This is a genomic window from Roseomonas acroporae, assembly GCF_023223525.1.
GTDB lineage: Bacteria > Pseudomonadota > Alphaproteobacteria > Acetobacterales > Acetobacteraceae > Roseomonas_E > Roseomonas_E acroporae.
In genome coordinates this window covers 26,212-38,087 of record NZ_JALPRX010000062.1, presented here as the reverse complement: position 1 = coordinate 38,087, position 11,876 = coordinate 26,212, and the positions used below count along the sequence as shown (strand labels likewise).

General features: G+C 66.7%; 13 protein-coding genes. 10 read left to right on the top strand and 3 right to left on the bottom strand.

Translation table 11 applies throughout. The annotated features are described in order from the left end of the window. Nucleotides 1-34: 34 nt before the first annotated feature. Together M0638_RS14510 and M0638_RS14505 are read left to right on the top strand one after the other, a co-directional pair. On the top strand, nucleotides 35-2,017 hold the full coding sequence (locus M0638_RS14510) for a conjugal transfer protein TraG (protein WP_248667714.1): 1,983 nt from the start codon (nucleotides 35-37) through the stop codon (nucleotides 2,015-2,017). A 7-nt stretch (nucleotides 2,018-2,024) separates the two neighbouring features. Continuing rightward, nucleotides 2,025-2,468, top strand: a complete 444-nt coding sequence (locus M0638_RS14505) for a CopG family transcriptional regulator (RefSeq protein ID WP_248667713.1) — start codon at nucleotides 2,025-2,027, stop codon at nucleotides 2,466-2,468. Between the two features lie 76 nt (nucleotides 2,469-2,544). Here M0638_RS14505 and merA read toward each other — a convergent pair whose 3' ends face one another. The 3 genes from merA to M0638_RS14490 are packed head-to-tail and all read right to left on the bottom strand — an operon-like array spanning nucleotide 2,545 to nucleotide 4,721. Continuing rightward, nucleotides 2,545-3,975 carry a mercury(II) reductase gene (merA, locus tag M0638_RS14500; RefSeq protein ID WP_282572019.1) on the bottom strand — a complete coding sequence of 477 codons (1,431 nt, stop codon included), beginning with the start codon at nucleotides 3,973-3,975 and terminating at the stop codon, nucleotides 2,545-2,547. A gap of 24 nt (nucleotides 3,976-3,999) precedes the next feature. Further along, nucleotides 4,000-4,308 carry a heavy-metal-associated domain-containing protein gene (locus M0638_RS14495; protein ID WP_248667712.1) on the bottom strand — a complete coding sequence of 103 codons (309 nt, stop codon included), beginning with the start codon at nucleotides 4,306-4,308 and terminating at the stop codon, nucleotides 4,000-4,002. Nucleotides 4,309-4,337: 29 nt separating this feature from the next. Next, nucleotides 4,338-4,721 (bottom strand): mercuric transporter MerT family protein, encoded by a 384-nt coding sequence (locus M0638_RS14490; protein WP_248667711.1) that lies wholly within the window; start codon nucleotides 4,719-4,721, stop codon nucleotides 4,338-4,340. A 78-nt stretch (nucleotides 4,722-4,799) separates the two neighbouring features. Here M0638_RS14490 and M0638_RS14485 point away from each other — a divergent pair, with 78 nt between their 5' ends. The 8 genes from M0638_RS14485 (at nucleotide 4,800) to trbL (ending at nucleotide 11,874) form a co-directional block, all read left to right on the top strand. Then, complete coding sequence (locus M0638_RS14485) at nucleotides 4,800-5,228, top strand: MerR family transcriptional regulator (RefSeq protein WP_248667710.1); 429 nt, start codon at nucleotides 4,800-4,802, stop codon at nucleotides 5,226-5,228. A 160-nt stretch (nucleotides 5,229-5,388) separates the two neighbouring features. Continuing rightward, complete coding sequence (gene trbB, locus M0638_RS14480; protein ID WP_248667709.1) at nucleotides 5,389-6,399, top strand: P-type conjugative transfer ATPase TrbB; 1,011 nt, start codon at nucleotides 5,389-5,391, stop codon at nucleotides 6,397-6,399. Continuing rightward, on the top strand, nucleotides 6,396-6,737 hold the full coding sequence (locus M0638_RS14475; RefSeq protein WP_248667708.1) for a TrbC/VirB2 family protein: 342 nt from the start codon (nucleotides 6,396-6,398) through the stop codon (nucleotides 6,735-6,737). Before trbB ends, M0638_RS14475 begins: the two co-directional genes overlap by 4 nt. After that, nucleotides 6,737-7,012 carry a VirB3 family type IV secretion system protein gene (locus M0638_RS14470; RefSeq protein ID WP_012554597.1) on the top strand — a complete coding sequence of 92 codons (276 nt, stop codon included), beginning with the start codon at nucleotides 6,737-6,739 and terminating at the stop codon, nucleotides 7,010-7,012. The genes M0638_RS14475 and M0638_RS14470 overlap by 1 nt, the downstream gene beginning before the upstream one ends. 7 nt (nucleotides 7,013-7,019) lie before the next feature. Further along, nucleotides 7,020-9,458: a conjugal transfer protein TrbE gene (gene trbE, locus M0638_RS14465; protein WP_248667707.1), complete on the top strand. Its 2,439-nt coding sequence runs from the start codon at nucleotides 7,020-7,022 to the stop codon at nucleotides 9,456-9,458. After that, a complete protein-coding gene (gene trbJ, locus M0638_RS14460) occupies nucleotides 9,455-10,192 on the top strand; it encodes a P-type conjugative transfer protein TrbJ (RefSeq protein WP_248667706.1) in 738 nt (245 codons plus the stop codon). Before trbE ends, trbJ begins: the two co-directional genes overlap by 4 nt. 9 nt (nucleotides 10,193-10,201) lie before the next feature. After that, nucleotides 10,202-10,528 (top strand): putative entry exclusion protein TrbK-alt, encoded by a 327-nt coding sequence (trbK-alt, locus tag M0638_RS14455; RefSeq protein WP_248667705.1) that lies wholly within the window; start codon nucleotides 10,202-10,204, stop codon nucleotides 10,526-10,528. After that, nucleotides 10,525-11,874, top strand: coding sequence for a P-type conjugative transfer protein TrbL (gene trbL / locus M0638_RS14450; protein WP_248667704.1), 1,350 nt, complete (start codon nucleotides 10,525-10,527; stop codon nucleotides 11,872-11,874). The genes trbK-alt and trbL overlap by 4 nt, the downstream gene beginning before the upstream one ends. Nucleotides 11,875-11,876: the final 2 nt, after the last annotated feature.

Sequence of the window (11,876 nt, the reverse complement as noted above, 5' to 3'; positions counted from 1 at the left end):
CTCCCATCATCGATCTCACGAAAGGACGGCCAGCATGTCGGCGACGAAGATACTCTGGGGCCAGGTCATCACCGCCTTCGGGATCGTCCTCTTGACAATCTGGACCGCGACGGAATGGACTGCCTGGCGGCTCGGCTTTCAGCCCGAACTCGGCCGTCCCTGGTTCGAGATTCTGCATTTCCCGTTCTATCTGCCACCGGCCTTCTTCTGGTGGTGGTACGCCTACGACGCCTACGCTCCCTCGATCTTCATCGAGGGCGCCTATATCGCGGCGTCTGGCGGGATCATCGCCGCGGCCGTCGCCATCGGCATGTCGGTTTGGCGGGCTCGCGAAGCGAAGAACGCCGAAACCTACGGCTCCGCGCGCTGGGCGCAGCGACAAGAGATAGAGGAAGCCGGCTTGCTTGGTCCCGACGGCGTGGTGCTCGGCAGGTATCAACGCAGCTATCTCCGCCACGACGGCCCCGAGCATGTGCTGTGCTTCGCGCCGACCCGGAGCGGCAAGGGCGTGGGCCTCGTCATCCCGTCGCTGCTGACCTGGCCAGGTTCGGCGATCGTCCACGACATCAAGGGCGAGAACTGGCAGCTCACCGCTGGCTTCCGCGCCCAGCATGGCCGCGTGCTGCTGTTCGATCCGACCAACGCGAAGTCTTCGGCCTACAATCCGCTGCTCGAGGTCAGGCGCGGCGAGTGGGAGGTGCGCGACGTCCAGAACATCGCCGACATCCTGGTCGACCCCGAAGGCAGCCTCGAGAAGCGAAACCACTGGGAGAAGACCAGCCACGCGCTACTGGTCGGCGCGATCCTTCACGTCCTTTATGCCGAGGAGGACAAGACACTCGCCGGTGTTGCGTCCTTCCTGTCGGATCCCAAGCGACCGATCGAGTCGACGCTCTCCGCCATGATGCGAACGCCGCACCTTGGCGAAGCCGGCGTCCATCCTGTCGTCGCCTCGGCTGCGCGGGAGCTGCTGAACAAATCCGGCAACGAACGGTCCGGCGTGCTGAGCACGGCGATGTCATTCCTCGGCCTCTATCGCGATCCCGTGGTCGCCGAGGTGACGCGGCGATGCGACTGGCGCATCGGCGACATCGTCGCCGGCGACCGGCCCACCACGCTCTACCTCGTCGTGCCGCCGTCTGACATCAACCGGACCAAGCCGTTGATCCGCCTGATCCTCAATCAGGTCGGCCGGCGGCTGACCGAGGATCTGCAGGCCAAGGCTAGGCGACGCCGGCTTCTCCTGATGCTGGACGAGTTCCCGGCGCTCGGTCGCCTCGACTTCTTCGAGTCGGCGCTCGCCTTCATGGCCGGCTACGGCATCAAGAGCTTTCTCATCGCTCAGTCGCTGAACCAGATCGAGAAGGCCTACGGCCCCAACAACTCGATCCTCGACAACTGCCATGTCCGGGTGAGCTTCGCGACCAATGACGAGCGGACCGCCAAGCGGGTGAGCGATGCGCTCGGCACCGCGACCGAGATGAAGGCGATGAAGAACTATGCCGGGAGCCGGCTGTCGCCTTGGCTCGGGCATCTGATGGTGTCGCGCTCGGAGACCGCGCGTCCATTGCTGACGCCCGGCGAGGTCATGCAGCTCCCACCCACTGACGAGATCGTCATGGTGTCGGGTGTCCATCCGATCCGGGCGAAGAAGGCCCGCTACTATGAGGATGGACGGTTTCAGGAGCGGATCGTGCCGCCGCCCGTCCCGGCGCGGCCGAAGGAGGGCCGCCCCGACGATTGGAGTTCGCGTCCACTGCCTCCTCGCCCTCCGGCGCCGGTGGCGGCCGAAGGCGATGACGCCGACGACGAGGATCCGAAGAACGCCGATCGCCGGAAGCAGCCGGAGCTCAGCCACGGAACCGTCGAGAAGCAGGCGCCGATCGAGAATGAGTTCGCGCTCGATCCGGTCGACGACATGGAGGAGGAGGCGCCGCGGATCGGCCGCATGAACGATCTCATGCAGGGTCTCGCGCGGCAGGCCTCTCTCGATCCAGGCGATGACCTCGGCATGTGAGGCGCGCATGGCCATGGCGAAGAAGAAGGCTCAGCTCTCCGTCTATCTCGATCCGGATGTCATGCAGGCCTTGTCTGCCTATGCCGCGCGTCGGGACCAATCGATGTCGCTGATCGCCGAAGCCGCGATCGCCTCGTTCCTGTCGCCAGATGCGGACGAGCGGAAGGAAGCGGCGATCGCGAAACGCCTCGACCAGCAGGACCGCCGCCTGGCGCGGCTCGAGCGCGATGTCGGAATCGGTGTCGAAACGCTGGCGCTGTTCATACGCTTCTGGCTCAACACGACGCCGCCGCTTCCCGAACCGGCGGCTAAGGCCGCGCGCGCGCAGGCCGGAGCGCGCTACGACAATTTTGTCGCCACGCTTGGCCGGCGACTCAATGAAGGGCCGAAGCTGCGGCAGGAAATTCCGGATGATTCAGAACCTTCATCGTCAAATCGCGATGGCGAATAACGAACCCCGCCGCGAATGAACGCGACGTCAATCTGCGCGGCCGTGGATGATAGGGCCTGTGGAGGTGGTGACGAACTTACCCCGCGCAGCATGAAAGCTTTGCTACTTCCTTGTCGAAGGCGAGCGCGGCGAGCTTGAGCCCCTCGACCGTGGTCAGATAGGGAAAAATCGTCTCCGCGATATCGCGCACCGTGAGTCCGCCGCGGATCGCCATCGCTGCCGTCTGGATGCTGTCGGCGCCCTCAGGGGCGAGGATGTGCGCGCCGAGAAGTTTGTCGCTGCCAGCTTCCGCCACGAGTTTGATGAGCCCACGCGTATCGCGTGCGGCGAGCGCGCGCGGAACCTGGTCTAGCGAAAGGATGGAAACGCGCATCTTGTGCCCCGCCGCCTGCGCTGCCGCTTCCGTCAGCCCGACGCTCGCGACCTGCGGATCGGCGAACACGATCGCCGGCATTGCGGAATTGTCATAAGCCAAGCTGTCGCCGTTGAGCGCGTTTTTCGCCGCGAGCTTGGCGCCATAAGCGGCCATGTAGACGAAGGCGTCGCGCCCGGTCACGTCGCCCGCGGCGTAGACGCCGGGGCGGCTGGTGCGCATGCGGTCATCGACGACAATCGCCCCGCCGGATGTCTGCCGGATCTCGAGTTCGGCGAGACCGAGACCTTCGACGTTCGGCGCACGACCCGCCGCGTTCAGCACCTGCTCCGCCGCGATCGTCCTCTCGCGGCCATCGCGCGCCAGCGTCAGCGCAACCCCGGTTTCGTTGTTGCGGATCGCGCGATAGGCGGCGCCTGAGACGACCTCGATGCCCTCGTCGGCAAAATAGCCCGTCAGCGCGGCGCTGATCTCCGGCTCCGCCTCGGGCAGCAGCCGCGAACGGCAGACGAGCGTGACGCGCACGCCGGCGCGCGCGAACATCTGCGCGAGCTCCGCGCCGATATAGCCGCCGCCGATCACAATCAGCGATCCCGGCAAGTCTTCGAGTTCGAGCGCGGTCGTGCTTGTCAGACACGGCACGGACTCGATTCCCGCGATGCTCGGAACGCCTGGCCGGGCGCCGGTGGCGATGATGATCCGCTCGGCCGACAGAACTGCCCCGCCGACCTCGACGCCGCCCGGAACGAGCCTAGCCGCCCCTTCGCGATAGGTAACATTGTTATAGGCCGGCAGCAGGTCGGCGTATTTGGCCTGACGCAGAGAAGCGACCAGTTCGTTCTTCTGCCGGACGGTCGCGCGCCAGTCGCCGATCTCGGCATGCGCGGCGATGCCGGCGAACCGCGCCGCGGCGTGCGCGTTGTGAAGTGTCTCCGTCGCACGGATCAGCGCTTTCGACGGCACGCAGCCGATATTGACGCAGGTGCCGCCGATCGTGCCAGCCCCGATCAGCGCCACCTGGGCGCCCTGTTCGGCGGCGGTGATGGCGGCCGAAAACCCCGCTGACCCGGCGCCGACGACGACAAGGTCATAACGGCCGAGTTTGCCCGCCTTCGGCGCGCAGCAATCGTTCATGTTTTCGCTCTCGGTTTCGCGGCCTCAGCCCTTCGCAGCCTTGGCGACCTCGGCCGGATAACCCTGGCCAGTCGTGGCCCTGATCATCGCTTGCGGCGAGGGGACGGCGGGATCGTAGCTGATGGTCGCAGTGACATCGGCGTCGCCATTCGCCTGAGTGACGGTGACGCCACTGACGCCTTTGACATGGGCGAGCGTGCGTTTAACGATCGGCCCGCACAGCACGCAGCCGGCGTGGTGAACAGTGAGCACGACGGTGGCCTCGCCCGCCCGGGCGGCGAGGGGGGCGGCGAACAGACCGAGCGCCACCAACATCCCAAGCGTTTTCTTCATGCCTCTCTCCTTCTGGCGTTGCGGTGCGTTCACAGGAAATACCGCGCCGCGTAAGGGAACCCGACCGCGATGACGACCAGCGTCGCGGCAACGACGAGGCCGATCCTGGCGATGCGATCCGACCGAGGCGTGGCGCAGTAGCCGTCGGCGCAGGCAATCTGCCGCTTCTTCCGCAGCCGACAGGCGCCGGCGCCGATGAAAGCCAGCGAGATGGCCGCGAAAATCGGCTGGTAAGGTTCCAGCGCCGTTAGGGTGCCGATCCAGGCGCCGCTGACGCCGGCAAGGAACAGCGCAAAGGGAATGATGCAGCACGAAGCCGCGCCTAGCGCGCCCAATATGCCGCCCACGGCCAGCCAGCGAGACGCCGTCGCCCGCTCGCCCTGCGGCGAAGCCGAAGCTGTCGCATCGCTCATGATAAGCTCCCGTTGCTTGCGAATTCGATCTCAGGCAATCCTGCAGTCTGTAGTCACTACAGGGTCAAGGCATTTTTCATGGACATGGCGAAGCCATCGAAGGGCCTTCAGCGCGCGGAGCTGGCCCGGCGGACCGGAGCCAATCTCGAAACCGTCCGCTATTACGAGAAGGTCGGCCTCTTGCCGCCGCCGCCACGCACCGCCACCGGCTATCGCAGCTATGACGGGGCCCATGAACGTCGCCTCCGATTCGTGCTCCGCGCGCGCGAACTCGGGTTCTCGCTTGAGGAAATTCGTGCCCTCTTACGTTTGGCGGACGAACGAGAACAGCTTTGCGCGGAAGCGAGCCGACTCGCAGTGACCCACTTGGCAGATGTGCGGGCGAAGATCGCCGATTTGAGACGTATGGAGCGCGTGTTGAAGGACGTCGTTGCGCAGTGCGGCGACGGAACGCGACCCGACTGTCCTTTGATCGATTCGTTGTTCCGGGATCACCGCGCCAGGTAGGTGGCGGGGGTTCAGCCGTTGAATGCGATTGCGATTCAGCAAGTATTTTTTCTCTCCTCTACGCCGCTCTGCTACGCCACGTAAAACCTTGTTGAATCGCCCCATTTATTGCCTCTTCTAATCATCCCCGTCGCCAATCGCGTGTCGCGATTGGCCAATGATGGGGACGATCGTGGCGGCTGCTCCGCTCCATTCCGAGGCCTTCTCACGCGGTGCGCGCATGCTGCGCACCGCGCTCGGCCCGGCCATCGCCGCCTTTCTCGAAGACCCGTCGATCGTCGAGGTGATGCTCAATCCCGACGGCCGGCTCTGGATCGATCGGCTTTCCGGCGGCCTCGAGGATAGCGGCCGCACGCTGTCGGCCGCCGATGGCGAGCGGATCGTGCGCCTCGTGGCGCACCACGTCGGCGCCGAGGTCCACGCGGAGCGCCCGCGCGTCTCGGCCGAGTTGCCCGAGACGGGAGAACGGTTCGAAGGGCTGCTGCCGCCCGTCGTCACGGCGCCAGCCTTCGCCATCCGCAAGCCCGCCGTCGCCGTCTTCACCCTCGACGACTATGTCGACGCTGGCACCATGACCGCTGTTCAAGCGGCGTTGCTGCGCGGGGCCGTCGCGTCGCGCAAAAACATCCTCGTCGCTGGCGGCACCGGCACGGGCAAGACGACGCTCACGAACGCGCTCCTGGCCGAGATCGCCGGCACGAGTGACCGCGTGGTGCTGATAGAGGACACCCGCGAGCTTCAATGCCGCGCGCCGAACCTGGTCGCGATGCGCACCAAGGATGGCGTCGCCTCGCTATCGGACCTTGTCCGGTCCTCGCTGCGCCTTCGGCCCGATCGCATCCCGATCGGCGAGGTCCGCGGCGCCGAAGCGCTCGATCTCCTGAAGGCCTGGGGCACTGGCCACCCCGGCGGGATCGGCACGATCCACGCCGGCACTGCGCTCGGCGCGATCCGTCGTCTCGAACAGCTCATCCAGGAAGCCGTCGTCACCGTCCCCAAGGCGCTGATCGCCGAGACCATCGATCTCGTCGCGGTGCTGCGCGGCCGCGGCTCAGAGCGCCGCCTCTCCGAACTCGCTCTCGTCGCCGGTCTCGATCCCGCCACCGGCGATTACTGCCTTCAGTCCGCCGGGGCGGGCGGCGACCCCTTGTCCCTCGGAGATCCCTCATGAGCCGCGTTCTCGCCGTCGCTCGCCATTCCCGCCGCCGCCTCGTCGAGCTGGTCACGCTGACCACGCTCACACTGGCTTTCGCGCCCGCCGCCTATGCCTCCGGCTCTTCGATGCCGTGGGAAACGCCGCTCAACTCGATCCTGGAGTCGGTGCAGGGCCCGGTCGCCAAGATTATCTCGGTCATCATCATCACCGTGACCGGCCTGACACTCGCCTTCGGCGACACGTCGGGCGGCTTTCGCCGCCTGATCCAGATCGTCTTTGGTCTGAGCATCGCCTTCGCCGCGTCGAGCTTCTTCCTGTCGTTCTTCAGCTTCTCCGGCGGAGCGCTGATCTGATGGCCGCGATCGTCGATCCCGACGTGCCCGGCTTTTTCGCGCCGGTCCACCGCGCCCTCACCGACCCGATCCTGATGGGCGGGGCGCCGCGGACCGTCGCGATCGCCAACGGCACGCTCGCGGCGGCGATCGCGCTCGGCCTGCGGCTCTGGATACCCGGCGCACTGATCTGGGCCGTTGGGCACGCCGCCGCCGTCTGGGCGGCGAAGCGCGACCCGCAGTTTGTCGACGTGGTCCGCCGGCACCTTCGCTACCCCGCACATCTGGGGGTGTGAGGCCGCCATGCTGAATCTTGCCGAATACCGCCATCGTCCTGCCGGCCTGGCCGACTTCCTGCCCTGGGCCGCTCTCGTCGGTGAGGGTGTCGTCCTCAACAAGGACGGCTCGTTCCAGCGCAGCGCCCGTTTTCGCGGACCGGACCTCGACAGCGCGACGCCGGCCGAGCTGGTAGGCGTCATCGCACGGCTGAACAACGCGCTGCGTCGGCTCGGCTCCGGCTGGGCGATCTTCGTCGAGGCGCAGCGGATCGCCGCCCAGACCTATCCGCATTCGACGTTTCCTGATCCGGCATCGGCCCTGGTCGATCTCGAACGGCAGGACGCCTTCGAGGAGGCGGGCGCCCACTTCGAGAGCCGGTACTACCTGACCTTCGTCTGGCTCCCGCCGGCCGAGGACGCCTCACGTGTGGAAGGCTGGCTCTATGAAGGCCGGTCGCAGACAGGTGTCGATCCGTGGGAGCTGCTGCACGGCTTCGTCGATCGGACCAACCGCGTCCTGCAACTGGTCGAAGGGTTCATGCCCGAGGTCGATTGGCTCGATGACGGCGACACGCTGACCTATCTGCACTCGACGATCTCAACACGGCAGCAGCGCGTGCGCGTCCCCGAGACGCCGATGCACCTCGATGCGCTGCTCGCTGACGAGCCGCTCGCCGGCGGACTTGAGCCGCGGCTCGGCGCCCATCATCTGCGGACACTCACCGTGGTCGGATTCCCGACCACGACTCATCCCGGCATCCTCGACGAGCTGAACCGGCTCGCCTTTCCGTATCGCTGGTCGACCCGTGCGATCCTCCTCGACAAGACCGAGGCGGTGAAGCTGCTGACCAAGATCCGGCGGCAATGGTTCGCCAAGCGCAAGTCCATCGCCGCCATCGTCAAAGAGGTGATGACCAACGAGGCCTCGACGCTGGTCGATAGCGATGCAGCCAACAAGGCGGCCGACGCGGACCTCGCGCTTCAGGAGCTGGGCTCCGACGATGTGGGCCAGGCCTATGTCACCGCCACTGTCACCGTCTGGGACGAAGACGCCGGCCTCGCAGCGGAGAAGCTGCGCCTTATCGAGAAGGTGATCCAGGGCCGCGACTTCACCTGCATGCCGGAAGGGGTGAACGCGCTGGAGGCCTGGCTCGGCTCGGTCCCCGGCCATGCCTACGCCAACGTCCGCCAGCCGCCGGTCTCGACACTGAATCTCGCCCACATGATCCCACTATCGGCGGTCTGGGCGGGGCCGGCACGCGACGAGCATTTCCAGGCGCCGCCGCTGCTGTTCGGCAAGACCGAAGGCTCGACGCCGTTCCGGCTGAGCCTCCATGTCGGCGACGTCGGCCATACACTGATCGTCGGCCCGACCGGCGCGGGCAAGTCCGTGCTTCTAGCCCTGATGGCGATGCAGTTCCGGCGCTACCGGAACAACCAGATCTTCGCCTTCGATTTCGGTGGCTCGATCCGCACCGCAGCGCTCGCGATGGGCGGCGACTGGCACGACCTCGGCGGTAGCTTGTCGGCTGGGTCGGAGCATTCGGTGTCCCTCCAACCGCTTGCGCGGATCGATGACCAGGCCGAGCGAGCCTGGGCGGCCGAATGGGTGGCGGCGATCCTCGCCAAGGAAGGCGTCACGATCGATCCGACCGCCAAGGAGCATGTCTGGTCGGCGCTGACGTCGCTCGCGTCGTCTCCAGTGGGCGAGCGCACGATCACCGGCCTCGCCGTGTTGCTGCAATCGACGGCGCTGAAGCAAGCGCTGCAACCGTACTGCGTCGGCGGTCCCTCCGGCCGGCTGCTCGACGCCGAGAGCGAGCAACTCGGCACCGCCACCGTACAGGCGTTTGAGACCGAGGGCCTGATTGGCGCGGGCGCTGCACCCGCTGTGCTCACCTACCTGTTCCACCGCATCGAAGGCCGCCTCGACGGCCGGCCGACTCTGCTGATCATCGACGAAGGCTGGCTCGTCCTCGACGACCCGGCTTTCGCGCAGCAGCTTCGCGAATGGCTGAAGACGCTGCGTAAGAAGAACGCCTCCGTCGTCTTCGCCACGCAATCGCTCTCGGACATCGACGGCAGCAGCATCGCGCCCGCCATCGTCGAGAGCTGCCCGACACGCATCTTCCTGCCGAACGAACGCGCGATCGAGCCGCAGATCACGGCGATCTACCGGCGCTTCGGCCTCAACGATCGCCAAATCGAGATTCTCGCGCGCGCCACGCCGAAGCGCGACTACTACTGCCAATCCCGCCGTGGCAACCGGCTGTTCGAGCTCGGGCTCGGGCCGGTCGCGCTAGCGTTCTGTGCCGCATCTTCCAAGCAAGACCACGCCGCAATTGAGCGTGTCATCGCCGAGCGCGGCCGTGAGGCCTTCACGCCCACCTGGCTCGCCGATCGCGAGCTTCTCTGGGCCGCCGATCTCATTCCTGAACTGACCAACCTGGAGACGTCATCATGATCAAGCTGCGCCATCTGGCGGCGGCAAGCGCCGTCGTGCTGTCCCTGGCCGTCGCCGTGCCGCCGGCCTCGGCGCAATGGATCGTCTACGACCCGACCAATTTCAGCCAGAACGTGCTGACGGCGGCGCGTGAGCTGCAGCAGATCAACAACCAGATTCAGATGTTGACCAATCAGGCAACGAGCCTGGTCAACCAGGCGCGCAATCTCGCCAACCTGCCGATGTCGACGCTGACCCAGCTTCAGTCGTCGATCGCACAGACCCAGTCGCTGCTCGGTCAAGCGCAAAACATCGCCTTCAACGTCCAGCGGATCGAGCAGGCTTATTCGACCAGCTATGGCAGCGCAGCGGGTACGGGCTCGACCACGACGATGGTCGCCAATGCTCAGCAGCGTTGGCAAAATTCCGTCGCGGCTTTCGAGGACAGCCTGAAGGTTCAGGCGGGGGTGGTCGGCAATATCCCGACCAATTCCAGCGCCATGACCTCGCTCGTCTCGGCCAGCCAGAATGCCACCGGCGCGCTCCAAGCGGCGCAAGCCGGCAACCAGCTTTTGGCCCTGCAATCCCAGCAGCTCTCCGACGTCGTCGCCGTGTTGTCGGCGAAAGGCCGTGCCGACGCGCTGGAGCAGGCGCGCGTCGCCGCAGCCGAAGCGCAAGGCCAGCAGAACTACAAGACCTTCTCGACGCGCAGCGGCTACCAGCCTGGCAACGTCACCATGTTCAGCGGCAACTGAGGCGCGCTGGTGCTGGGCCGGTCGGACATCTTCCGCGCCGCCGCGATCGTCGCTCTGATCGCGTGCTTCGTCGCGGCCCTCGCGGCGATCAACCGGCGTCCCGCGGCGCCGGTCGCTGAACCTCCTCCGACCGTCACCGCTCCAGCCACCGATGACCTCACGGCCGAGCTGCATCGCTGCAGCGCGCTCGGCCCAGCGGATGCCGAGGACGCGCGCTGCGTGGCGGTCTGGGAGGAGAACCGCCGGCGCTTCTTCGGCAGGCCGGCGCGGCCGCTGCCGCCATCGCCCCCAGCCGCTGTCGCGCCGGCCACCCCCTCTTCAGGAGAGGCGCGATGAACAACGTCGGCGTCATCGACACCTTCCTCAACACCTTCACGACCTACATCGATTCCGGCTTCGGCCTGATCAAGGGCGAGGTCGCCTATCTTTCCTCGACGCTGATCGTCATCGACATCACGTTGGCGGGCCTGTTCTGGGCATGGGGCGCCGACGAAGACATTCTCCAGCGCCTGGTGAAGAAGACCCTCTACATCGGCTTCTTCGCCTTCATCATCACCAACTTCAACAACCTCTCCGCCATTGTCTTCAACAGCTTCGCGGGCCTCGGCCTGAAAGCTGGCGGCTCAACGATCTCGACCGCCACATTTCTGCAGCCCGGCCATCTCGCCCAGGTCGGTCTCGACGCCGGCCAACCGCTGCTCGACGCGGCGAGCCAGATGATGGGCTTCACCAGCTTCTTCGCGAACTTCGTCCAGATCGCGGTCCTGATGGTGTCGTGGCTGCTGGTGCTGATCGCCTTCTTCATCCTGGCGGTGCAGCTCTTCGTCACGCTGATCGAGTTCAAGCTGACGACGCTCGCCGGCTTCATCCTCATCCCCTTCGCCCTCTTCAACAAGACCGCCTTCCTTGCCGAGAAGGTGCTCGGCAACATCGTCGCTTCCGGCGTGAAGGTCATGGTGCTCGCCGTCATCGTCGGAATCGGCACCGGCCTCTTCTCGCAGTTCACCCAGACCTATGCCGGCGGCCAGCCGACCATCGAGCAGGCGCTGTCCGTCGTGCTCGCGGCGCTGGCCATGCTGGGCCTCGGCATCTTTGGGCCCGGCATCGCCACGGGCCTCGTCTCCGGCGCGCCGCAACTCGGCGCGGGCGCTGCCGTCGGCACTGGCCTTGCCGTCGCCGGTACTGCCATGGCCGGCGCTGGCGCGCTTGGCCTCGCCGGAAGGGGAGCGATGGCGGCAGCCTCTGGGACGGCCGCCGCGGCCCGTGGTGGTGCGGCGATGGCCGGTGGCGCCTCTTCCTCCTACAGCCTGGCCTCCGCCGGCCGGTCCGGCGCGTCGGGCATGGCCGCTGGTCTTGGCGGTGTCGGTCGGGCCGTGGCGGCGGCGGCCTCAGCGCCAATGCGGCGCGCGGCGGCTCAGGCCGCGGGCTCGATGCGCGACAGCTTCGCCGCCGGCGCGAGGTCCAGTTTCGCGGCCACGGGCGGCTCCTCGACCCAAGGCACCGTCGGCGGCGGCGAGGCGGCCGCCCCTACGCCGAGTTCGAGCGGATCCAGTCCTCCCGCTTGGGCGCAGCGGATGCGACGCAATCAATCGATCCACCAGGGCGCGACCACCGCGGCGCACGTCCTCAGGTCCGGTGACAGCCACGGCGGCGGCCATTCCGTCGATCTTTCGGGAGAATAGAC

Bases quoted from the DNA above. Each gene is read 5' to 3' on its own strand.
- M0638_RS14510 (WP_248667714.1), top strand. From the start codon at position 35: ATGTCGGCGACGAAGATACTCTGGGGCCAGGTCATCACCGCCTTCGGG.
- M0638_RS14505 (WP_248667713.1), top strand. From the start codon at position 2,025: ATGGCCATGGCGAAGAAGAAGGCTCAGCTCTCCGTCTATCTCGATCCG.
- merA (WP_282572019.1), bottom strand. From the start codon at position 3,975: ATGAACGATTGCTGCGCGCCGAAGGCGGGCAAACTCGGCCGTTATGAC.
- M0638_RS14495 (WP_248667712.1), bottom strand. From the start codon at position 4,308: ATGAAGAAAACGCTTGGGATGTTGGTGGCGCTCGGTCTGTTCGCCGCC.
- M0638_RS14490 (WP_248667711.1), bottom strand. From the start codon at position 4,721: ATGAGCGATGCGACAGCTTCGGCTTCGCCGCAGGGCGAGCGGGCGACG.
- M0638_RS14485 (WP_248667710.1), top strand. From the start codon at position 4,800: ATGGACATGGCGAAGCCATCGAAGGGCCTTCAGCGCGCGGAGCTGGCC.
- trbB (WP_248667709.1), top strand. From the start codon at position 5,389: ATGGGGACGATCGTGGCGGCTGCTCCGCTCCATTCCGAGGCCTTCTCA.
- M0638_RS14475 (WP_248667708.1), top strand. From the start codon at position 6,396: ATGAGCCGCGTTCTCGCCGTCGCTCGCCATTCCCGCCGCCGCCTCGTC.
- M0638_RS14470 (WP_012554597.1), top strand. From the start codon at position 6,737: ATGGCCGCGATCGTCGATCCCGACGTGCCCGGCTTTTTCGCGCCGGTC.
- trbE (WP_248667707.1), top strand. From the start codon at position 7,020: ATGCTGAATCTTGCCGAATACCGCCATCGTCCTGCCGGCCTGGCCGAC.
- trbJ (WP_248667706.1), top strand. From the start codon at position 9,455: ATGATCAAGCTGCGCCATCTGGCGGCGGCAAGCGCCGTCGTGCTGTCC.
- trbL (WP_248667704.1), top strand. From the start codon at position 10,525: ATGAACAACGTCGGCGTCATCGACACCTTCCTCAACACCTTCACGACC.